Below are 21413 nucleotides of genomic sequence, written 5' to 3'. Positions count from 1 at the left end.
ACTACCTCTGGAGATTATACTCTTTGCTAGTCCCAATAAAAAACGTTTATTTTTAAATTATAGCAACACAATTTTTTTGTCCTTTACTTCATATGTTTTGTCGTAAAATTTCTCTAATTCCTTATTATGAGAAACTACTATAACTGCCATTTCATTCTGTTTAGCTAGATTATGTATTAAATGAAAAATTTTGTTTTCTAATACGGAATCTTGTTGATTTGTTGCCTCATCTAAAATTAAGAGCTTTGGTTTACTGTACAATGCTCTAGCAATACAAATACGTTGCTTTTGTCCTCCAGAAAAAAAACTATCATTTTGTACAATTTGTGTATCATACTTTTCTCTTAAATTACTAATAGTTGAGGATAGTTCTAATTTTTCACATAAGCTATTTAAATATTCATAATCAACATTTTCTTTTCCCATTGTAATATTTTCTAATACTGTTTTATTAAAAAGATAGGGCTGTTGGTTTACATAACTAGTAAAAGAAAGAAAATGGCAATCAACCTTTTTAGAGTCTACATACCTACTACCTAATTTAGGGTCTATTAACCCCATAATAATTTGTAGTAACGTTGTTTTACCAACCCCTGTAGCTCCTTTGACACCTATAATTTCTGTAGGTTTAATTGAAAAGTTAACATGGTTAAAAACTGCATCACTCTTTTTAAAGCCAAATGATATTTCTTTTAATTGAATTTCTTTTTTAAAACTTATTTCAGTTATTCTTTCTTCTTTTTTCTCTCTATCATATTTTATTAAAATATCTATAGAATAAGAATGCGCTTTAATAAGCGTAAGATAGTTTAATATCTTGTTTAAAGAAGGGATAATTTTAAAACCTATTCCAGCTAAAATCGAAAGATTTATAACACCTAAAGAATTGTTATAAAAATAATACCCCATTAAAGTTATACAAATCACAAGGCATATTTCAAAGTATTTTGAATAATTGTATCCTGTGGCTTCTAAAGTGGACGTAATTTGGTTTAATTCTTTATTTTTTGTTTTAAACCCTTCTATAAAAAAGGATTCACTTTGTGAGCTTTTAATATCAAGTACTCCGTTTAAAATATCTAAAATTATCGAACTAACTTTTGTATGCAGACTAAAAAACTGTTCATTAATTTTATGAATACTCATTCTTTTTTTTAGGTACATACTTATACCAAATATCATAAAAACAGAAAGTAGTAAAAGCATAAACTGCCATTGAATGTAAAAAGAAGTTGCTACTAAAATCAATAGTAATAATAATTCAGAAACCAATTGCATTAAAGGGTATAAAAGTTTAGAACAAAAATGTACCGTAGCTTGCATCACAACATTAATTAGCTCTCCCCTATCATATTCTTTGTAATACAAGTAATCTCCATTAATAAAGTTTTCAACTCTTTTTTCTGCAATTAAACTTTTTAACGTTTTTAAAAACTCTAAAAGGTTTTTATTTATTTTTATTTGAATGCTATTTTTTATGATATAGAAAAAAGTAAAAGCAATTAAAAAGATAATTAAATTAGTTTTTGTTATCCATTCAGGACCAACATTGTACTTTTCTAATAACTCAACAAACTTTTCTTTACTTAAAATTAATGTTATTATAGGTATTAAATAAGCAACTGAAATTAAATCTAATAAATTTAAAAGTAGTAGTTGTCCTTGGTATTTGAATAACGAACTTATCTTATATTGGGGTAATATTTGAATAATTTTATTTATCATACATTAAATAACCTTACCCAATAGAATGGGTTTACCTGTTTTCTTATTATCTTTTGATAAATACTTTTACTTGGCTTATATAGAATATCAAAATTCTCAATATCTTTAATTTGATGATGAAAATAATTCTTTGCCATTTCTGGATATCCTAAGTTAGTATAATAATCTATAGATCTTTGCCTTGCCTTTTCTAATTCATTCTCTTTATAAAAAGGACTATCAATAATATGTAACTCTCCTTTAAATTTTAATAAACTATTTAATTTATCAATTAATCCGTCAAAATTTTGAAAATACTGAACAGATGCATTTAAAACTATTAGGTCAAATTGTTTTTCTATTATTTTATCAAGCTGAAAAACATCTCCATAAGAAAAATTCAAATTCGTTTTTCTAAAAATACGTGCTGCCTGTTCTAACTCTTCTATATTTATATCTAGACCAATTATTTTATTTTGTGTAGAAACTTCAGCCATTAAATTCGTAAACCAACCATTACCGCAACCTAGATCTAAAATAGTAAGCTTTTCTTTTTTAGTTTTTAAATAATTTATAAATCGTTTAGTTGATTGTTGTCTTAACAACCATTCATGATAATGTGGATTATTTTTAGATGTAAAAGGTAGTTTTTTAACTTCATTATCTCCTAAAAACCGTTGTTCCTTATCTCTTATCTCTATATAAGCTTTTGAAAAAGTTTGCTTTTTGGGAGTTAAATAATACACACCGTTAGTACATATAACGTTTTTTAATACTAACATTATTTTGAAAATTTCATTGCAGTTTGCGCCAAAATAGACTTGGCTTTTAATTTTAAACTATGAATATAGTTTCCTTTTAATCGTTGTTTATATTGATTTACCTCACTAATTACATATGAAACGGCATAATCATAAAACTTCCTATCATAGGTTCTTTCAAAATCTATATCTCTATCTGTAGAGGTTTCCCATTTAGGTTGCTTGGTTATTTTTTTCTCTACTTCATTATACAAAGAGGTTCCTTTTATTGGATAGGCTACTGTGATGGTAAAATGTGTTGGGTTAGCTTCTTTTAAATATTGAACTGTATTATTTATATCTGTCATATCCTCTCCTGGATATCCCAACATTATAAACGTTCCGGTTTCTATACCTAATTTATTGGTATTTTGAATCGCTGCTTTAACTACATTTACATCTACGCGTCTATCCATAGCATCTATAATTTTTTGTGAACCACTTTCAGCTCCAATCCAAATTCTATAACATCCTGCTTCTTTTAATAGTTGCAATATCTCATCATTTAAACGCTCGGCTCTTGTTATACATTCAAAAGGGATTACCGCATCTTGCTCTAAAACTTCTTGATGAAAACTCTTTAACCATTTATGACTTACTGTAAAAACATCATCTACAAACCAAATAGTATCTGGCTTATAGGTAGTTTTTAACATTTTCAGTTCTTTAGCAACTAAGTTAGCTGGCCTTCTACGATAACTTTGCCCATACACTGCGGTACTACACCATTTACATGTATACGGACAACCACGTTGTGTGCTTACTGTCATAGAACTTTGCCCATGATGTTTTTTCCAAGTCTCTAAATATCTATGTACAGGAATTGCATCTCTATTGGGTAAGGGTAAGTCTTTTAGTTCTTTTATTTTTACTCTAGGAGGTGTTTTAATAACCTTTCCTTCAGATAAGAATACTATTCCGTTTATTTCATTATAATTTTCATTTTTTAAAATAGCTGAATACAACTCAAAAGAAGTTTGTTCTCCTTCTCCTATGATTAAAAAATCGGCACCTGCACTTAAATAGTTTTCGCAATTATAAGTAACATCTGGGCCACCTAGTACTATTTTTGGCTGCCCATATTTTGGTTCATTTCTTAATATTTTCATTAATCTAATCACATTAATTTTTGTCATTAAATTAGTGTAAATAGCTACTATTTTAGGTTGCTCTTGTTCTATAAATACTAATTGCTCTTCAAAAGAATAAAATGTACTATCATACACCTCATTTTTAATATCCTTTTCATTTAAATAACCAGATACATAGAGTAGTCCTAACGGAGCATACGGACGCATAATTTTTTGCTCCTTTTCATCTTCAAATAAATAATATGCATGGGTTAATACTACACTCATTTTTTAGTCAGTTCTATTAAAAAATGATCTGCATACCTTGCCAGAAACCTATTCGACAATCTTTTTTCTAAATTTTCTAAAATATTCCAAAAAGGTTTTTTCGTTAAAAATGATTTTTCTAAATATGATGGTGGCACTGTTATTCCTACTGGGAAATAATTAGTAACAGAAAAATGTTCTTGAGTAATCTCAACAATATCTTTAGGATTAAAATACCAAGTTGGTACTTTCTCTCCATCTACATTTACTAATAATGATTGATTTGTATTTCTTCTTTTTGCTTTTTTAACAGCTCCTTTTGCCAGAAAGTAAATTTGTTCCCAAGCACAATTTTTAGGCATTAATACCATAAATAATTTCCCTTGGGGTTTTAATAACTGAGATACTGTTTTAATAAAAGTGTTCAGCTCTTCTATAGATAGACAATTTAATCCGCCAAAGTTAGAAAAAACCATATCAAAGGATTCTCTAAAAGTATCTCTACGCAAATTCTTAACATCTAAAACTTTAAAAATTAAATTTTCATGATTATTTCTTGCGCTTGCAACTTTTATCATTTCTTCTGATATGTCTGTAGCTATTACATTATGATTCTTTTGAGCAAAAGTAACTGCATCTACACCTGTTCCACAATTTAGCTCTAAAATATGTAACTGCTTATCTGAAGACAAAACATAGGATAAGTTTTCATACACCTTATTACGCTGTGCTTTCCCTATTTTGGTATAGGTAAACGTATCATCATATGTTTTAGCTGCTGCGTCAAAAAAACTACTCATGCGTATTTTGTAATTTATTTAACTGTACTTTATCTATAGTAGAAGTTGTTATATAATAAGGAAGTAAAAAAATTAAACGCCATTCATGTTTTTTAAGACTTAAAGGAGTTTTAATCATTTTTTTTATGAAAGCTATTCCCTGACTTTTTCTAAAAGTTTTATGAACATACCGCTGTAGTTTTTTATAAAATTTAGAGTTAAATGTTCCTTTAAACATCATTGCTAAATCATCTGAATCTGTCCAATTAGCTTTTAGCTTTAAATCATCTTTTACCTTATCGTAAAATTTTGTCCCTGGTAATGGATAAGATACTGAAACTCCTATATTATCAGGCAACAATTCCTCTATCATGTTTATGGTTAAATCTATATCTTTTTTAGTTTCTGTTAAATATCCAAACTGAATAAAAAAGGCTATTCTAACATTTTTCTCTTTTAATAAACGTGTAGCCTTTTTTATTTGTGCAATGGTAGTTCCTTTATCCATGGCATCTAATATTTTTTGAGAACCGCTTTCTGCTCCAATCCAAACTTCTGTCAAGCCACTTTCAGCTAACGCATCAATCGTATCTTCTTGTAATAACAAGTCTGCTCTACTCTGTATGTAATATTGGATTTTTAAACGCTGTTTTTTTAATAACGTATTAAATTTTTGAACCCAGCCTGGTTTTAGCCCAAAAATATCATCACACATCCAAAATTTTTTAACACCAAAAGATTTATGTAAATAATCAATATGTTTAACAATGTATTCTGGTGAATGTGAATTGTATCGATTTCCATAAATAGGCTTTGCACACCAGTTACATTTAAATGGACAACCTCTAGTCGTAGCGATATTTAAGGTAAATTCATTGCCTCCTTCTTTCCAAATATTTTTATACGATTCTATATCTATTAAGTCCCAAGCAGGCATCGGGAAATCATCAAGTTCTTTATAAACAGCTCTTTTAGGTGTTTCTGTGATTTCTTCATTTGTATTTTTATACACAATACCTTTTATTGATGAAGTATCTTTTTTATTCTTTAAGTTATCTACTAATTCTTTCAGAGTTACTTCTCCTTCTCCCTTAATTACAAAATCAGCTCCAGCTTTTAGATACTTTTCAAAGTGATCAGTTGCATCTGAGCTACAAACAATCACTTTACATTTTTTACCTTTAGCTAACTGAATCATATCAAAAGCTGCCTCACGCATGTTTGTCAAACACATTTTAGTAAGGTAATTAAAACCATCATCATAGATTACAAAAACATCAGGAGTCTTATTTGCTAAAAATGAATTTATAGTACTAATATCTTTTAACAAACAGGTATCGAATAAACTAACATTATAACCATTCTCTCTTAATAATGAAGCTGCGTATATGGTTCCTAATGGAGGAAAAGGCGTTTTATTTTTCCACTGCTTTTCATCAAAAGGGTAAAAATAGGAATGTGAAAAAGCTACTTTAAACATTTTCAGGTGTGAATTTTATATTGTGTTTCTTTTCTATCTCTTTATACTTTTCATTTAATAAGTTTAAAACTTTATTCTGAAAATTCCTTGGATGACTTTTTGATACATTTTCAGAAGATTTAAAAGCTATTTCGAAATCTTTTTTAGATAAATGATTAAACTTACTATTCCATCTTTTTATGGTTATTTTCATAAAAAATTGTTCAAAAAAATCACCTAGCTTAGTATTTAAAATTCTTTCAAGGTTTTTTGAAAAAAGGTTTTTTGTAATATTTTTTACATGACTATTATCTCTTACAAAGTTTGGAAAAAAATCATAAACCCATTTATTTTTTTCTAGAAATTTTTCAAATGTACTTTTTCCGTACATAGGTATTAATGTGGCTATTTCTGTGGCTGTAAACCTATTTTTTTCATCTATTTCTAAATATCCTGAACTCATAAAATAATTGATACAAAAGAACTTATTTGAGTTTAGTAAAAATACTTTTTTGTACGACATTAGTAATGTTCTTGCCACCCAGAGTCTATTCTTTTCTATAATAATAAAAAAGTCAATATCACTTTCATCTTCAAAATATCCTTTAGATAGTGAACCTGATATACATACACTTTTCACATAAGGAAACTTGGCTATAAACTTGGCTATTTTCCATGCTTTAGGCATTATTTCTTCTGCTTTTTTATTCCCTTTTTCTCTTCTAACTATAATTTCTTTATTATTACTATCAGAATAATATCCTTCAGTATTATAAATTACACCTTTGCTTTTAAGTGTTGTTAACTCTTTAGCTAAAGTTTCTTTTTCTTTAATATCTGAATAATTAAAAATTTCTTCTAAGGTCAAAGGGTATTGAAAAATAGAAAAATAAGTAATTGTTTTAAGTGTATTCATATGTTATTAACTGCATATTTTTTATAAGTCGATAATGTTTATTTACTAGAATTATTTTAACTACAGACTTTACCTTCAAGCTTGAAAAGAGTTCTAAGAATGTTACTTTTGTCGTAAATATTTATCTTTTATTTCCAATTTTTAAAATAAAAAACTAACTGCTCTATTAATAACCCATAATTCCTTATTAGATTATATCAGTAATTAATAATTTTAGCGCTACTAAACTAAATCCTGTTTTTGGGGAGAGCAAAAAAGATACTTTTTCAATAATTAAAAAGAATGGAGCATAGTAAATCATTTTTTAGATTAAATTACATCTCCAAGATACTAAACTAATCTAAAAGGACAATAAAAGATATGTGGATTCCTTTTTATTGTAAAGTAAAAAAGCTTCTCAAAAGAGAAGCTTTTTTTAGTAGCGGGAACAGGACTCGAACCTGTGACCTTCGGGTTATGAGCCCGACGAGCTGCCTACTGCTCTATCCCGCGATTTGCGGTTGCAAACATACCACTTTTTATTAGTTTAAAACAACTTTTTATTTACTTTTTAATAACAAATATTTTAAAAAACTATAAAACAACATTTTAAACACCACTCTTAATAAAAAAATAACCTCCAGTATTTTTCACTGGAGGTTTATAGAATCATTTTTATGTCCCCTTAACTATAAACACCTAAAAATTATGTAATGGGAAACAATAAAAAATCTTCTAATTTTATTCTTTTATTACTTTTATAATATTCTCATAAGGGATTCCTGTTAAAAAAGTTACTTCTTGCGCTCCTCTTGGCAGTTTTAATGCTACCATAGTAGCTTGTGCTAATGTTTTTGCATTTAATAACAAGGTAGGATTGTTAAGATTTTTTTTAACGTTTAATTTTTGCCCTAGAACTTCATCTGAAAAAGGAACTTCCATTAAATTTTCTAATTGCATGGTATATAAATACCCTCTATGTTGCCCTCCTGTATCATCATTTAAAGCTGTAGACACATATTCTGGTTGTGGACTAGATATTATTAACCTAGTTAAATCTTGTGGCTTTTTCCCACTTCCGTTTGCTCCACAATAATATAAAATATGCGCTCTTACTTGTTCAATACTTAATGTTTTTCTTGGAAAAAAACCTCCTGCTTTTTCAATATCTTTTGGAGTTCTTGAATCTGATCTATATACAATATCTATAAAACCATCTCGCTGCTGAGTTTGGAGTTTATTTGTTTTATTTTGAACAGAATTAGACTCCATAGTGATTGTATCTTGTTCATTACAGCTTATTAATGTTAATACTAACATAAATGCTGGTATAATATTTTGTAATTTCATTTTATTATTTTTTTACTAATTATTTTTTATTCTGGATATAAAATTTGAACTGCTTTCATATCATATTCTGAAAAACCGTTCCATTCTAATTCTGGAGTACCTCCATTCATTACTGATTTAGGGTCAACTGAAGCTGTTCCTTGAATATGAATTGCAGCTGGTTCACGTAACTCTTTCCAGTTTGTATGTTTTAAACCAATAGCATGCCCTAGCTCATGAACCATATTATATACTCTTTGTGATTCACTTACTGGTTTCCCTGTGGTATTTGTATACTTAGTATTCACTAAAATATGCTTTCCTGCCCTGCCAGACTGTGGAGCCAAAGCAGCAGCAAAAGCATCTTTTGGTAACGTTCCTCTATCTGAAAGCACAACAACATCTGCAGCTTTACTATTAAAAACTTGTTTAAAACGTAAACTTGTATTAGGTATTTTGTTCCACTCTTTAACTGCTTTAAAAATGGCGTCCTCCCAAAATTCATTTGGAAAAGGTGTTACATTCAAACTTTTATCTACATAAACGTTTACACTTTTAGCATTTTTAATATCCATTAATTCGTCAGATCTTGATTGTCTATTTAAAACAGTTACTTTTGAAGTACTTTCTTTTGTAGGATATAAAAAGTCATCGCCTACTAAATAAAAATCTTCTGAAATTTGTTTGATTTGTGAATATTCCCAACCTTTTTTCAAAAGTTGTTGAACAATAGGATTACTCAAGCTAACTTCATATTGGGAAGTTACATACTGGTTTTGTTCTAAGGTTTCTTCATTTTGGCAAGACATTACCAAAAGCGCTGTTGCCATAGTTATAAACAACGGTTTATATTTTCTCATCTAATTAACTTTTATACATTATGGTAATACAACTTGCTTGCTTTCAACTTTGCCTTTACTTGTTACATTAAATATATAAGCTCCAGGTTTTATTGATAAGGGCAATACTTCTCTACTATTACCTATTATTTGTTTATCATATATTTTTTGTCCTGTTATAGAATATATTTTAACACTAGTATTAGGTTCAATTGTTTTAATTATATTTTCTCCTGAAGCATTAAATACTTTAAAAAAACTTTCTTCTTTCACTTTTTTAGAAATACTTGTTCTTTTAGAATTTAAATCCCCCAGAAACTTCAGTGCTTCTCCCAAATCATGGGGCTTGCCTGTTGATTTATAATACTGTATATAATCTACATCTTTTAAAGGTCTAAAGTTGTTATTGAAAACATCTATTTTAAAAAACAATGAAATTTGATTCCAATTGGTTACTATAGGTCTTAAAGGAGCATACATAATACTAGCTGAACTATAACTTCTTCCTACATAATTTCTCATCGCATCTGAACGGACAGATTCAGCAAATACTAAAGCTACTATATGAGCGCTATTAGCTGGAGCAGGGTTTAATAACGCATTTTTAATTCCTCCTAAACCATGCACGGTTGGTAAAACTGCAGGGTATCTTATTTCATGTTCTGGATAAGGAATAATATTAGGCGTATTCTTACCTATTGCTTGACCATGCCCAATGATATAAAAATCTTTTACGCGCATTTGAAAATACGTATACGCTCCAAAGCCTCTATTGTAACGCAATAACATATGTGTTTCTTTATTGTTTACAGCTACTTTTCTTGCATTACGAATATTATTAATTGTATTAATAAAGGTATGTTTATTATCAATCTTTATTTCTGTTCCTAGTTGAGCTTGTGCAGCTCCTCCTACAAAAAGGATTATTATAGCTAATACTTTTTTTAATTTTAGTTGTTTTATCATTGTTTAGGGTATTAGGTATTGTTTGTAATTATAAAATCATTAAGTTTTGTTTATAAAATGCCAAGTGTAGGCTCTTGGCATTACATCCAATTATTATTAACTATAAAAGAAATACTAGGATACTATAAGACCTACAATCCTTGTACAAATATTTCTTCTACTACTAATATTTAAAGAGAGTTTTTATCTAGTTTAACAAGTACAACCATACATTGGCTCTAGCTGAACCATTCCCAGTAAACCCTTTATCTCCAATTTGGTTTGAAGAAAAACTTACAGAGTTTTTCTTATTAACAGTTCCAGTGTATTGATCTGTATAATACCACCTATGTTCACTTCCTGGTCTATATTCAAATACTTTTGTAGTATTTTTATCTCCATACCTATTTTTTGAGCAATTATCTCCCGAACATTCAAATGTTTTTCCAGTAATTCTAAATTTTGCTCCTGGTACAGCTTCTATTTTAAAATCCATTGATCTACCTTCTCCTATTTTAGACTCAGCTCTAACTTTTGTAAACGGATAATGATCTACACGAATGTCAGCTGTACCAGTTCCATATCCCCAATACATACTATTTACATTTCTCCATCTTTGAGATTGTTGATCAAAAACATCAACTGTAATATTTCCATATAGTTCTAATCCAGAAGTTCCATGATCTTCATTTAAATTAGCAGTTGTTACACTGTAAGGCTCAACTCTAATTTTGTCAACTATTACTGGCTCACAATCTTGATAGGTTCCTTTTAATTGACTATATGAGTGCGAATATGTTTTACCATTAGAGGCTATTCCTACATTATATCCAATTGGATATCCTGGATTACTTTTACTAACCACTGCACTTTTTTCTAAAGTTTGTATTATTTTTTTGATATCTCCATCTAATGCATCAATAGTAGCGGCAAAAGTATCTCTTGGATTCCCTCCTATTTGATGTACAGACACACTAGTATTACTTAATGTTTTGTTATACTTAGCTTGCGCACTAGCATTTGCTGTACCAACTCCTTTATACTTAAACTCTAAAGCAGCTGAAATGTCTTTTACACTTTCTGAAGATTCGTATACTAAAGTTAAAAACCTTCCATACGAAATAGATTTCACAAATAATGCTGGATTACTTGCTCTATTTCCTTTAAAGTCTGTTACAATTCCTGTAAAATCTTTTTGATCTACTATATCTGAATTATACCAACCAAATTTTCCTAATAGACCTCTTAAAGGAGAAACTGTTACTTCGTAAAATTCTTGTTTTACTGTTACAGCTACTTTATTTTTTCCATTATTAAAATCCAAGTTCAACTTACCTGACAAAGAAACACTAGGACCTGAATACCCCGCATCCAATGCTAAAGAAACAGTTTCTTTACTTTTTAACTCCGTTACATTAAAAATAGTTTTACCTGCAAATGTACCTGCATCGTTAAAAGCATTGTTTAATATTTTATTAATACTATTACTTACTCTTCCTATATCTGGTCTGTCAACATCAACAAATAAATCTACACTTGTACCAGATAATCCAGTCACTCCAACTTCAATAGAGTTTCTTGCCTTCCCTGGAAAAGGAATTGAACTTGGTTTTCCTTGTTCCAAACTATTTTCCGTAATTATATTACCTGGCCACATGGCTGTTTGCCCTGTACTTAAATCCATAAAAGAAGTTAAGTCTGCACCTGTATAATCATAAGTTTTGGTTACGCAATGTGTATTATTTCTTGCTTGAAACGATTCTGTTTCTATCGATGCTAAATTTTCATTGTCTAACACTATATCGTCATCAACATTCTGACATGAAAATACGGATACTAAAGAGAGCCCTAATAAGGCATAATTCTTAAACTTCATAAGTTTAATTTTTAAATTTTGAGATGAATAATTAAGGTTTATTTTTTGTGATCACAAGACAAAGCTAAATAGCATTAAAGAAACTTTATTTATGAAATTTCACATCGATGGTTTTTGCTAAAAAGTTAAAAGCTTTTGTAAAAAAAATAAACTTTTTTAGTAACATCATAGCACAATAAGAAATTTAAGTTTTTTATTCTACACTTAAAATTGTAAAAAACAAAGACTATTCAATAGTATATCTTGAACTCAAAATATCTCCAATCATAATCTTCACATTATTTTAAAAAAGAAAAACCCTAGAAAAATTACTAGGGTTATATAACTTATTTCTGAAAGTATTATTAAACTAACAATTAGCTTGTATATTGATTAATCTAATTTAGTTTATATAGCCATACATTAATTCTTGCGCTTCCATCACCTTTATCTCCTATTTTTGAAGACCAAAAACTTACTGAATTTTTCTGACCTACTGAATTTCCTACATACTGATCTGTATAGTACCATCTACGTGTTCTATTGGGGATAAATTCAAATACTTTAGTTGTATTATGATCTCCATGATCATCTGCATGACAAGTTTTTGAGCATTCTGAGGTTTGGCCAGTTATTCTAAACTTGGCTCCTGGTACTGCCTCAATATCAAAATCCATGGATCTTCCTCCACCTACGGAAGTTTCAGCTCTTACCTTTGTAAAAGGAAAATGATCTATGGCCATATCCTCAACTATGTAACCCCAATGTAGTTTACGTACATGCTCCCAACTTTGAGTTCTTTGGTTAAACTTATCTACTGAAACATTTCCAAACAATTCTAAACCAGATGTACCATGGTCTTCATTCATATTACTTGTAGTAACGCTATATGGTTCTATTCGAATTCTATCAACTGTTATAGGCTCACAGTCTTGATAAGTCCCTTTTAATTGACTATAAAAATGAGAATATGTCTTTCCATTTGATGCTATTCCTACTGTATAACCTATTGGATATCCTGGATTGCTTTTACTAACAACGGCACTATTCTCTAAAGTTTGAATAATTTTTTTCACATCTCCATCAAATGCGTCTATTGTAGCTGCAAAAGTATCTCTTGGGTTTCCACCTATTTGATGTACAGACACACTAGTATTACTTAATGTTTTGTTATACTTAGCTTGTGCACTTGCATTTGCTTCTCCTACTCCTTTATACTTAAACTCCAAAGCAGCTGAGATATCCTTAACACTTTCAGATGATTCATATATCAAGGTCAAAAACCTACCATAAGAAATCGACTTTACAAATAAAGCTGGGTTATCCTTACGATTTCCTTTAAAATCTGTAACTATCCCTGTAAAATCTTTTTCTTCAACAACATCTGAATTATACCAGCCAAATTTACCTAACAAGCCTCTTAAAGGAGAAACTGTTACTTCATAAAACTCTTGCTTCACGGTAACCGCTACTTTATTTTTTCCATTATTAAAATCTAAATTTAATTTACCTGATAAAGAAACACTAGGGCCGGAATATCCTGCATCCAATGCTAAAGAAACAGTTTCTTTACTTTTTAACTCCGTTACATTGAAAATAGTTTTACCAGCAAATGTACCTGCGTCATTAAATGCTTTATTTAATATTTTATTAATACTATTACTTACTGTTCCTATGTCTGGTCTGTCAACATTAACAAATAAGTCAACACTTGTTCCTGATAATCCAGTAACACCTACTTCTATTGAATTTCTAGCTTTCCCTGGAAAAGGAATTGAACTTGGTTTTCCTTGTTCTAAACTATTTTCTGCAATTAAGTTACCTGGCCACATGGCTGTTTGCCCTGTACTTAAATCCATAAAAGAAGTTAAATCAGCCCCCGTATAATCATATGTTTTGGTTGTGCAATTTAATCTTGTTCTACTTCTAGCTTCTAAATTTTCTGTATCAGATATTAATAAATTTTCATTATTTAAAACAACATCATCTTCAATATTCTGACATGAAAACACAGTTGCTAAAGAAAGTCCTATTAAGACATAATTCTTAAACTTCATAAGTTTGTTTTTTATTTTTTAAAGAATAATTAAGGTTTTATTTTTTGTGATCACAAAACGAAATTATATAAGTGAAGAAACTTTTTATTCTAGAAATGTTAGATCATTTCTTTTTGTAACAAAATAGAAGTCTTTTGCTATAAAAGTTATATTCTCATCTTTCCAAATGTAAAATTAACAACATTAATTATTTTATATTTTATTAAAAACAGTAACGTATTAAAATGGAGTATCAAATATTAAAACTAAAAAAGAGTCACCTAAAAGGCAACTCTTTATTTAAAAACAATTAATTAAGATACTATTTAACAATAGAATTTTTGGAACTTTTTAGGTGAAACCTTATACTTCCTTTTAAATTCAGAATGGAAATAGGATATACTCCTAAAACCAGATAAAAAAGCTACTTCTTTTATACTATAATTAGAATATTTTAACTTTTTTGAAGCATACTGTAACCTATAATGCTTAATAAAACCTATGGCTGTATAATTTGTTATCTTTTTCATTCTTCTTAAAAAAGTATGTCGAGTCATATTTAACTCCTCAGCAATAAACTCTACACTAATATCTTCAGTGATATTTTGTTCAAGTATTTTTACCACTTTCTCTATAAGTTCAGACTGATATCCTTTTACGTAAATAGAAGAATTTAAATTAACTTCATCTAAACTATCAGGTTTATCTATTTTATTTAACACATTTTTTACCTCAGCAGCCTCTTCTGTATAAGAAGATGTTTTTGCCATAAAAAAGTTAAAAAGAGCTGGATTATTTAAACTTTTAAATTGTTTCAATTCATCTTCCAACTTAGTAATTACATTTTTTGTCAAACTTTTAAATTTGTTAGTAGGGGACATATTAATTTTGATTTTAGGGGTGATAGGAATGTTCTTAGTCTAAATCATTTTAATTCTGCTTGAATATAATTTTAGGGTGCTTTCAATATCTTAATTGTTTATTTATTTTTCTTCTATCTCAACATTAGGCAAAAGACATCTCTTGTTTTATAAAAAAACTTCTTTTACACTAAAAAATGTATTGATTGTACTTATGAATCTCACTCTAAAAATTTGTAGAATTAAACAATGTAGCCGTATTTTTAATTCTAAAATCTACTTTTCATATCAAATACAAAAAGTAAAGAATGAGCTTTATTCTGAAACAAAAGAAAAACTAAAAACCCTAATTAATTTTCATAGAAAAAATAAATGCGTAATAACTATTTCTTATACTTGAGGTATATTTTTTTCTTTTTCAAGCAAATAGCTAAAAATAAAAAAGCTTCCCAAAATGAGAAGCTTTTTAGTAGCGGGAACAGGACTCGAACCTGTGACCTTCGGGTTATGAGCCCGACGAGCTGCCTACTGCTCTATCCCGCGATTTGCGGTTGCAAATATAGTGTTTTTTTATTGTTATATCCAAATTATAATGTAACTTTATTAGTTTTTTAACTATTTAAAGTTTTCTAACAAATAAAAATAGGCATACTAAATCAAAAGCACGTATCTTTGTTTTATGACACATAAAGCAGGATTTGTAAACATCATTGGAAACCCCAATGTTGGAAAATCAACCCTAATGAATGCTCTTGTTGGAGAAAAACTTTCTATAATTACTTCTAAGGCGCAAACTACTAGGCATCGAATTTTAGGTATTGTAAATGGAGAAGACTATCAAATAGTTTTTTCAGATACACCTGGTATTATTAAACCAGCATATGAGTTACAAGAGTCTATGATGGACTTTGTAAAATCAGCCTTTGATGATGCAGATGTTTTAATATATATGGTTGAAATAGGAGAATCAGAATTAAAAAATGAAGCTTTCTTTAATAAGATAATTAATAGTAAAATTCCTGTAATTCTTTTATTAAATAAAATAGACCAATCTTCTCAAGATGAAGTTGAAGAGAAAATTAACTTTTGGAAAAAGAAAGTTCCTAACTCTTTTGTTTATGTTATTTCTGCTTTAGAAAATTTTAATGTAGAAACCGTTTTTTATAAAATAATAGAACTATTACCAGACTCTCCTCCTTTTTATCCTAAAGATCAATTAACAGATAAACCTGAGCGTTTTTTTGTTAATGAAACCATTAGAGAAAAAATACTACGTCATTATAAAAAAGAAATTCCTTATTCTGTTGAAGTAGAAACAGAAAGTTTTGTGGAAGAAGAAGGTATTATAAAAATACGCTCTGTAATTATGGTAGAAAGAGATACTCAAAAAGGTATTATAATAGGTCATAAAGGTAGTGCTATCAAAAGAGTGGGAACAGATGCAAGGAAAGACTTACAACACTTTTTTGATAAAAAAGTGTTCCTTGACTTATATGTAAAAGTCAATAAAAATTGGAGATCTAATGAAAAACAATTAAAAAGATTTGGTTACAAGGACTAAAACTTTGCAATTATATATTTTAAAATTATACAACTATTGAACAGTAATCAATAGTTGTTTTGTTTTTTAGAAACACTACCTTTGCAGCATGAGTAATATTATAGCTATTGTTGGAAGACCAAACGTAGGTAAATCAACCTTATTTAATCGTTTAGTTAAACGTCGTGAAGCCATTGTAGATTCTGTAAGTGGAGTTACAAGAGATAGACATTATGGGAAATCTGAATGGAATGGAAAGGAATTTTCTGTTATTGATACTGGTGGGTATGTTATTGGTTCTGATGACATTTTTGAAGGAGAAATTAGAAAACAAGTTCAGTTAGCAATTGACGAAGCTGATATTATTGTTTTTGTAGTTGATGTAGAACAAGGTATCACACCAATGGATGATGCAGTTGCTAGAATTTTACGCCAAGTAAAGAAACCATTATTTATGGCTGTTAACAAAGTAGATAACGCCATGCGTGATGCAGATGCTGTTGAGTTTTACAACTTAGGTTTAGGGGATTACTACACAATATCATCTATAAACGGAAGTGGTACTGGTGAGTTACTAGACGCTATTACTGAAGCTATGCCAGATCCTAGTGATGATGAGGAAGCTAAAGATGAATTACCAAGATTTGCTGTTGTTGGAAGACCTAACGCAGGAAAATCATCTTTTATAAATGCTTTAATTGGTGAGGATAGAAATATTGTAACTAATATTGCTGGAACTACTCGTGATTCTATTGATACTAAGTATAATCGTTTTGGTTTTGAATTTAACTTAGTAGATACTGCTGGGATTAGAAAAAAATCTAAAGTAAAAGAAGATTTAGAATTTTACTCTGTAATGAGAGCTGTTAGAGCTATTGAACACTCTGATGTTGCTATTTTAGTAATTGACGCTACCAGAGGCTTTGAAGGACAAGATGAAAAAATATTTTGGTTAGCGGAAAAAAACCGAAAAGGTGTAGTTATTCTAGTTAATAAATGGGATTTAATAGAAAAGGAAACCAATACTATGCGTGACTTTGAAGCTGAAGTACGTAGAAAAATTGCTCCTTTTACAGATGTACCTATCATATTTACTTCTGTACTAACCAAACAACGTATTTTTAAAGCTATTGAAACGGCTGTAGAAGTTTTTGAAAATAGAAAACGTCGTATTCAAACTAGTAAGTTAAACGAAACGATGTTAGAGATTATGCAACATAATCCGCCTCCAGCTACCAAAGGAAAATTTATTAAAATAAAATACTGTATGCAATTACCAACGCATACGCCTCAATTTGCTTTTTTTGCTAATTTACCTCAATACATAAAAGATCCTTATAAACGTTATGTTGAAAATCAGTTACGTGAGCATTATAACTTTAACGGAGTACCCATTAGTATTTATTTTAGACAAAAATAAGTTTAACATTTTATAGATAAACGCAATAGTTTTTTCTCATCTTTTGTACACTAAACATACTACAATTGACTATGAAAAAACTATTGTTGTTTTTATAACTTTTATAATACTACCAAATATCTTTTTACTAAACCCTATCCTTTTTTAAGTAACAAAAACTATTTAATCAAAAGAAGATCAAAAAGTTATTAAAGCTTTATTCATTCATCATGAAAACTAAAAGACAATGCTAACATTTCTTACACTATATCTAACGAGAAAAGTTTTTCTATTTTAAAGCTGGGTAGGTAAAGAATAAAAAATGAATAAAATTAAATGCAAAATGTAAAAGTATTGAGCTTTCTATTCTTTTAGTTTTGTAATAAATATATCCGTAAAAACCTCCTGCTACTGTAGCTAATATCACATATATAAAACCTCCTTTATAATGAGCAATACCAAATAATAATGAGGCTATTAATATGCTTACCATAGAAGCATACTTACCTTTTAAGGTACTGCTTATTTTTTGCTGTATTACCCCTCTAAACAAAGCCTCTTCTGCTAAACATGTAGAAAATAAATTAACTAAAACCCAAATAGGTGTAAAATACGGTAATTTAGGTTCAAATTTAGAATACCCCAATATAATTGCAAGCGCAAAAAACAACAGCACTTTAAAAAACAAAAACAGTAACACAAACCTTAGTATTTGTGAAATATTAAACTTTATATAATTAACACTAAAAGCGATTACAAATATTCCTATTAAAGTTTTATCTAAATTAAAATATAAATTATAGGGCACTGAATCACTTGTTAAAGATAGATTACTTAAATACTGATAATTATTAAAACCAAGCTCTGGATTATGAAGCATTAAGGGAATTGCTAATGCTAACACTATAAAAAACAATAAAAAATTCTTTTGTTTATAGTAGCTATACACTGATACTCCAAAGATTAATGTATAAACTAATGAAAACAATGAAGCTACTTTAAAAGTTATTGCTGTACTAAATGAAATGGTTAAAAAAAACAACCACAATGGAATTTGTTTAAATAGTTTATAAGGAATCCATGTAGAAATAACACTCAACAATAAAGCTCCGTAAATTAGAATAATATGTATATCCATTCTATATAAAACTTAATAATTATACACTTTTCCTTTTTCTAAAAGTTTCATGGCTTCTTTCCAACTTGGTAGTTTGTCTGTATCAATGGTTATGGTTCTTATTTCTTTAGCTATCTTACTACTTAACTTCATAGCCTCTAAATGCGCTCCACTTTGAGAAAATGCTTTTATCTCATCTTCATTATTCCATAAAGTCATGGTATAATGTTTTGTCCAAAACCCTTTCTTTTTAAAATCTTTACAAGAAGTTGTTTTTAATTGTCTAATTATTTTCAAGGCTTCATTTGAGAGGATAAAAAAACTAAAAAGACCTTTCAATTCTATAGAAGTTATTGTTGCTTTCATCTGTTTGGTATTATACTAACGTTCCTTTTTCTTTTAAAAACTTAAAAATCTTTTTATCTACTTCAGAAATAATATTTAAATCTTTAAAATCTAACCATTTTACTTCTTCAATCTCACTAGCTGGCTTTAAACCTCCTTCATAATCTGCTTTGTAGCAAATCATTTTTACTAAAACACCTTCTTTTGCTCCATCAGATTGTGCTTTAAATGTACCTACATACTCAATTGTTTCTTTTTTTATATCTACGTCTAACTCTTCTTTAATTTCCCTAACTAAGGTTTCTTCATCAGTTTCTCCTAACTCTCTTTTCCCTCCGGGTATATAATATTTTATTTTTCCTTTAGACCTTGTACTTAATACCTTTCCTTCTTTAGTTTCTATAAATGCTATTTTATCAATCTCTTTCATAATTAACGGCACTAAAAATTAATCACTTCAAACTTACTATAAAAAAACCTAATAATTAATCAAACAATTTTATCAGTCTATCTCTTTCTCGTTTTCTCCTAGATGATGCTGTCCAGAAAGGGATAGATATTCCACCATAAATTACGCCTCCAAGAATTACCGAACCTCCTACAACTTCTCCTATTATAGTATTATCTCCAGAAGCTAAAACTGTTCCAGAAACAATACCTAGAGCTGCGAATGAGGTGATTACAATTGCTACTACTTGATTGGTTTTTCTTTTTCTATCTAAACACAGTATTTTTTTTAAATCTTTTTGAATACTTAAATCATTTAGATTAAGACTATCCGTTTTAACCTGCAATGTATTTAGGATACGAATGTCTTTTCCTGATAAACTTTGTGCATTTAAACTATAGCTAATACATATTAAAGCTAGTACTAAAATTGTTCTCATTTTCTTTTATTTTACAATATACTTTTGGTTACTTTTTCTACTTCAAATACAATTGGTGTATTTGCCACTTGGTACTTAAAATTAACAACACTGGCATTTACAAAATCAACTCCAAAAAGATTTCGCTCACCATAGGCTTCATGAATGTGCCCACATATATGTATTTGAGGTTGAACTGTTTTTACTTTCTGTAATAATTCTACGCACCCCACGGATTGCCCTTGTAAGGTTGTATCTAACACTCCGTATGCAGGATCATGTGTTACTAAAACATCTGTATTATTAGGTATTAAATCCCAATGTTTTTTAATTTCACCTCCTCTTCTTCTATTAAAAGCCATATTACAAAACAAGGGTTGTATGGGTGATCCCCAAATTTTTATTCCGTTAATATCAATTCCTGAGTCGTTTAAATAAGTAATATTTTGGGGTATTCTTTTATTGATTTCTTCTTCATTTTCTTGCTCAAAAAAATAATCATGATTTCCTGCTATAAAAATTTTATATTCATAGTCAAGCTGAGTATACCAGTTTAAAAAGTCTATTACTTGATTTTCCCTACCACTCTGAGTAACATCTCCAGCGTGTATAATTACATCTCCTTCAGGAAGTTTTAGGCTATTATGAAAACCATGGGTATCTGAAATGCAAACTATTTTCATCTGATCATATTTATTATTTTTCAATAGTCATATGTAGTTTTTATATCAAAAAATTCCTATCTATTATCAACGACACCTTCACATCTTATCATTTTTAATTACTAACTACATTATGGAATAAATGTAGTTGTTTTTACAAAAATGTACATACTCCTATAAATCTTTCACTTAAGTTTATCAATATGATAACCTCAATTTAATTATAGCTTATTATTGCATCAGTAATAATCAAACTATCTTTTATAAGTATTATTTCTGGAGTATATCCTGGTTCTACATAACTCTTCGTACAAATAGTGTCAATATTTGTGTATACACAGGTTTTAAAAGTTCTTCCTCTATTTTTAAACTTATAGATAAATATATTATTAGTTAACACATCCTTCTTACCTATAAATACAAAGTTTTTACCCGAAGAAAATTCTATTCTTTCAATATTTTTAGTATCCTCAATACGCAATGTTACCTCTACATCTTCCCCACTTCCTACAACTAATGTTCCTTTTGTTCTATTTTTACAATTTAGCGTCAGTAACAAACTAATTAACAACCAATAACTCCTCATATAATTATTATTTACACAGAAATAATGTATTCACTTTTACTAGATGTTTTTTATTTTTAA

At 28.8% G+C, this 21413-nt stretch carries 20 protein-coding genes and 2 tRNA genes; 2 read left to right on the top strand and 20 right to left on the bottom strand.

The window, feature by feature from the left end; genetic code table 11:
• Positions 1 to 57: 57 nt before the first annotated feature.
• The 14 genes from ABNT65_RS18655 to ABNT65_RS18590 form a co-directional block, all read right to left on the bottom strand.
• Positions 58 to 1725: an ABC transporter ATP-binding protein gene (locus ABNT65_RS18655; protein WP_348740092.1), complete on the bottom strand. Its 1668-nt coding sequence runs from the start codon at positions 1723 to 1725 to the stop codon at positions 58 to 60.
• Positions 1722 to 2486, bottom strand: coding sequence for a methyltransferase domain-containing protein (locus ABNT65_RS18650; RefSeq protein ID WP_348746568.1), 765 nt, complete (start codon positions 2484 to 2486; stop codon positions 1722 to 1724). The genes ABNT65_RS18655 and ABNT65_RS18650 overlap by 4 nt, the downstream gene beginning before the upstream one ends.
• Positions 2486 to 3862: a B12-binding domain-containing radical SAM protein gene (locus ABNT65_RS18645; protein WP_348740090.1), complete on the bottom strand. Its 1377-nt coding sequence runs from the start codon at positions 3860 to 3862 to the stop codon at positions 2486 to 2488. Before ABNT65_RS18645 ends, ABNT65_RS18650 begins: the two co-directional genes overlap by 1 nt.
• On the bottom strand, positions 3859 to 4641 hold the full coding sequence (locus tag ABNT65_RS18640) for a class I SAM-dependent methyltransferase (protein WP_348740089.1): 783 nt from the start codon (positions 4639 to 4641) through the stop codon (positions 3859 to 3861). Before ABNT65_RS18640 ends, ABNT65_RS18645 begins: the two co-directional genes overlap by 4 nt.
• Positions 4634 to 6100, bottom strand: coding sequence for a radical SAM protein (locus ABNT65_RS18635; RefSeq protein WP_348746567.1), 1467 nt, complete (start codon positions 6098 to 6100; stop codon positions 4634 to 4636). The genes ABNT65_RS18640 and ABNT65_RS18635 overlap by 8 nt, the downstream gene beginning before the upstream one ends.
• The gene (locus ABNT65_RS18630; protein ID WP_348740086.1) at positions 6093 to 6995 is read right to left on the bottom strand and encodes a nucleotidyltransferase domain-containing protein; all 903 of its coding nucleotides are present in this window, start codon (positions 6993 to 6995) and stop codon (positions 6093 to 6095) included. Before ABNT65_RS18630 ends, ABNT65_RS18635 begins: the two co-directional genes overlap by 8 nt.
• Positions 6996 to 7414: 419 nt before the next feature.
• Positions 7415 to 7487: transfer RNA gene (locus tag ABNT65_RS18625), tRNA-Met, on the bottom strand.
• A 228-nt stretch (positions 7488 to 7715) separates the two neighbouring features.
• On the bottom strand, positions 7716 to 8324 hold the full coding sequence (locus ABNT65_RS18620; RefSeq protein WP_348746566.1) for a hypothetical protein: 609 nt from the start codon (positions 8322 to 8324) through the stop codon (positions 7716 to 7718).
• A 26-nt stretch (positions 8325 to 8350) separates the two neighbouring features.
• A complete protein-coding gene (locus ABNT65_RS18615; protein ID WP_348746565.1) occupies positions 8351 to 9163 on the bottom strand; it encodes a matrixin family metalloprotease in 813 nt (270 codons plus the stop codon).
• A gap of 18 nt (positions 9164 to 9181) precedes the next feature.
• A complete protein-coding gene (locus ABNT65_RS18610) occupies positions 9182 to 10108 on the bottom strand; it encodes a T9SS type A sorting domain-containing protein (RefSeq protein WP_348746564.1) in 927 nt (308 codons plus the stop codon).
• Between the two features lie 187 nt (positions 10109 to 10295).
• Positions 10296 to 11963: a thiol-activated cytolysin family protein gene (locus ABNT65_RS18605; RefSeq protein WP_348746563.1), complete on the bottom strand. Its 1668-nt coding sequence runs from the start codon at positions 11961 to 11963 to the stop codon at positions 10296 to 10298.
• Positions 11964 to 12340: 377 nt separating this feature from the next.
• A complete protein-coding gene (locus tag ABNT65_RS18600) occupies positions 12341 to 13999 on the bottom strand; it encodes a thiol-activated cytolysin family protein (RefSeq protein ID WP_348746562.1) in 1659 nt (552 codons plus the stop codon).
• Positions 14000 to 14304: 305 nt separating this feature from the next.
• Positions 14305 to 14832 (bottom strand): AraC family transcriptional regulator, encoded by a 528-nt coding sequence (locus ABNT65_RS18595; RefSeq protein ID WP_348740067.1) that lies wholly within the window; start codon positions 14830 to 14832, stop codon positions 14305 to 14307.
• A 476-nt stretch (positions 14833 to 15308) separates the two neighbouring features.
• Positions 15309 to 15381 (bottom strand) — tRNA-Met (locus tag ABNT65_RS18590).
• A gap of 136 nt (positions 15382 to 15517) precedes the next feature.
• On the opposite strand from ABNT65_RS18590, the gene era reads away from it, so the two are divergent.
• Positions 15518 to 16399 (top strand): GTPase Era, encoded by an 882-nt coding sequence (era, locus tag ABNT65_RS18585; protein WP_348707148.1) that lies wholly within the window; start codon positions 15518 to 15520, stop codon positions 16397 to 16399.
• Positions 16400 to 16487: 88 nt separating this feature from the next.
• The gene (der, locus tag ABNT65_RS18580) at positions 16488 to 17798 is read left to right on the top strand and encodes a ribosome biogenesis GTPase Der (RefSeq protein WP_348707147.1); all 1311 of its coding nucleotides are present in this window, start codon (positions 16488 to 16490) and stop codon (positions 17796 to 17798) included.
• 268 nt (positions 17799 to 18066) lie between these two features.
• Here der and ABNT65_RS18575 read toward each other — a convergent pair whose 3' ends face one another.
• The 6 genes from ABNT65_RS18575 to ABNT65_RS18550 form a co-directional block, all read right to left on the bottom strand.
• A complete protein-coding gene (locus ABNT65_RS18575; RefSeq protein WP_348740064.1) occupies positions 18067 to 18915 on the bottom strand; it encodes a CPBP family intramembrane glutamic endopeptidase in 849 nt (282 codons plus the stop codon).
• A gap of 12 nt (positions 18916 to 18927) precedes the next feature.
• Positions 18928 to 19260 carry a DUF3291 domain-containing protein gene (locus ABNT65_RS18570; protein ID WP_348707145.1) on the bottom strand — a complete coding sequence of 111 codons (333 nt, stop codon included), beginning with the start codon at positions 19258 to 19260 and terminating at the stop codon, positions 18928 to 18930.
• 10 nt (positions 19261 to 19270) lie between these two features.
• The gene (locus ABNT65_RS18565; RefSeq protein ID WP_348746561.1) at positions 19271 to 19669 is read right to left on the bottom strand and encodes an NUDIX domain-containing protein; all 399 of its coding nucleotides are present in this window, start codon (positions 19667 to 19669) and stop codon (positions 19271 to 19273) included.
• A 55-nt stretch (positions 19670 to 19724) separates the two neighbouring features.
• Positions 19725 to 20126 carry a hypothetical protein gene (locus tag ABNT65_RS18560; protein WP_348707143.1) on the bottom strand — a complete coding sequence of 134 codons (402 nt, stop codon included), beginning with the start codon at positions 20124 to 20126 and terminating at the stop codon, positions 19725 to 19727.
• An 11-nt stretch (positions 20127 to 20137) separates the two neighbouring features.
• Positions 20138 to 20788, bottom strand: coding sequence for a metallophosphatase domain-containing protein (locus ABNT65_RS18555; RefSeq protein WP_348746560.1), 651 nt, complete (start codon positions 20786 to 20788; stop codon positions 20138 to 20140).
• Positions 20789 to 20984: 196 nt separating this feature from the next.
• Positions 20985 to 21353, bottom strand: coding sequence for a hypothetical protein (locus ABNT65_RS18550; RefSeq protein ID WP_348707141.1), 369 nt, complete (start codon positions 21351 to 21353; stop codon positions 20985 to 20987).
• Between the last annotated feature and the right edge of the window lie 60 nt (positions 21354 to 21413).

The sequence above is a fragment of the Tenacibaculum sp. 190524A02b genome (assembly GCF_964036645.1).
Taxonomy (GTDB): domain Bacteria; phylum Bacteroidota; class Bacteroidia; order Flavobacteriales; family Flavobacteriaceae; genus Polaribacter; species Polaribacter vairaonense.
The sequence above is the reverse complement of the archived record's forward strand: the minus strand, read 5'-3'. Positions and strand labels throughout refer to the sequence as shown.

Excerpts from the sequence above, each read along its gene's own strand:
- ABNT65_RS18640 (WP_348740089.1), bottom strand. The coding sequence starts at position 4,641 with ATGAGTAGTTTTTTTGACGCAGCAGCTAAAACATATGATGATACGTTT.
- era (WP_348707148.1), top strand. The coding sequence starts at position 15,518 with ATGACACATAAAGCAGGATTTGTAAACATCATTGGAAACCCCAATGTT.
- ABNT65_RS18630 (WP_348740086.1), bottom strand. The coding sequence starts at position 6,995 with ATGAATACACTTAAAACAATTACTTATTTTTCTATTTTTCAATACCCT.
- ABNT65_RS18555 (WP_348746560.1), bottom strand. The coding sequence starts at position 20,788 with ATGAAAATAGTTTGCATTTCAGATACCCATGGTTTTCATAATAGCCTA.
- ABNT65_RS18600 (WP_348746562.1), bottom strand. The coding sequence starts at position 13,999 with ATGAAGTTTAAGAATTATGTCTTAATAGGACTTTCTTTAGCAACTGTG.
- ABNT65_RS18565 (WP_348746561.1), bottom strand. The coding sequence starts at position 19,669 with ATGAAAGAGATTGATAAAATAGCATTTATAGAAACTAAAGAAGGAAAG.
- ABNT65_RS18635 (WP_348746567.1), bottom strand. The coding sequence starts at position 6,100 with ATGTTTAAAGTAGCTTTTTCACATTCCTATTTTTACCCTTTTGATGAA.
- der (WP_348707147.1), top strand. The coding sequence starts at position 16,488 with ATGAGTAATATTATAGCTATTGTTGGAAGACCAAACGTAGGTAAATCA.
- ABNT65_RS18650 (WP_348746568.1), bottom strand. The coding sequence starts at position 2,486 with ATGTTAGTATTAAAAAACGTTATATGTACTAACGGTGTGTATTATTTA.
- ABNT65_RS18620 (WP_348746566.1), bottom strand. The coding sequence starts at position 8,324 with ATGAAATTACAAAATATTATACCAGCATTTATGTTAGTATTAACATTA.
- ABNT65_RS18605 (WP_348746563.1), bottom strand. The coding sequence starts at position 11,963 with ATGAAGTTTAAGAATTATGCCTTATTAGGGCTCTCTTTAGTATCCGTA.
- ABNT65_RS18560 (WP_348707143.1), bottom strand. The coding sequence starts at position 20,126 with ATGAGAACAATTTTAGTACTAGCTTTAATATGTATTAGCTATAGTTTA.
- ABNT65_RS18570 (WP_348707145.1), bottom strand. The coding sequence starts at position 19,260 with ATGAAAGCAACAATAACTTCTATAGAATTGAAAGGTCTTTTTAGTTTT.
- ABNT65_RS18575 (WP_348740064.1), bottom strand. The coding sequence starts at position 18,915 with ATGGATATACATATTATTCTAATTTACGGAGCTTTATTGTTGAGTGTT.
- ABNT65_RS18610 (WP_348746564.1), bottom strand. The coding sequence starts at position 10,108 with ATGATAAAACAACTAAAATTAAAAAAAGTATTAGCTATAATAATCCTT.
- ABNT65_RS18615 (WP_348746565.1), bottom strand. The coding sequence starts at position 9,163 with ATGAGAAAATATAAACCGTTGTTTATAACTATGGCAACAGCGCTTTTG.
- ABNT65_RS18645 (WP_348740090.1), bottom strand. The coding sequence starts at position 3,862 with ATGAGTGTAGTATTAACCCATGCATATTATTTATTTGAAGATGAAAAG.
- ABNT65_RS18550 (WP_348707141.1), bottom strand. The coding sequence starts at position 21,353 with ATGAGGAGTTATTGGTTGTTAATTAGTTTGTTACTGACGCTAAATTGT.
- ABNT65_RS18655 (WP_348740092.1), bottom strand. The coding sequence starts at position 1,725 with ATGATAAATAAAATTATTCAAATATTACCCCAATATAAGATAAGTTCG.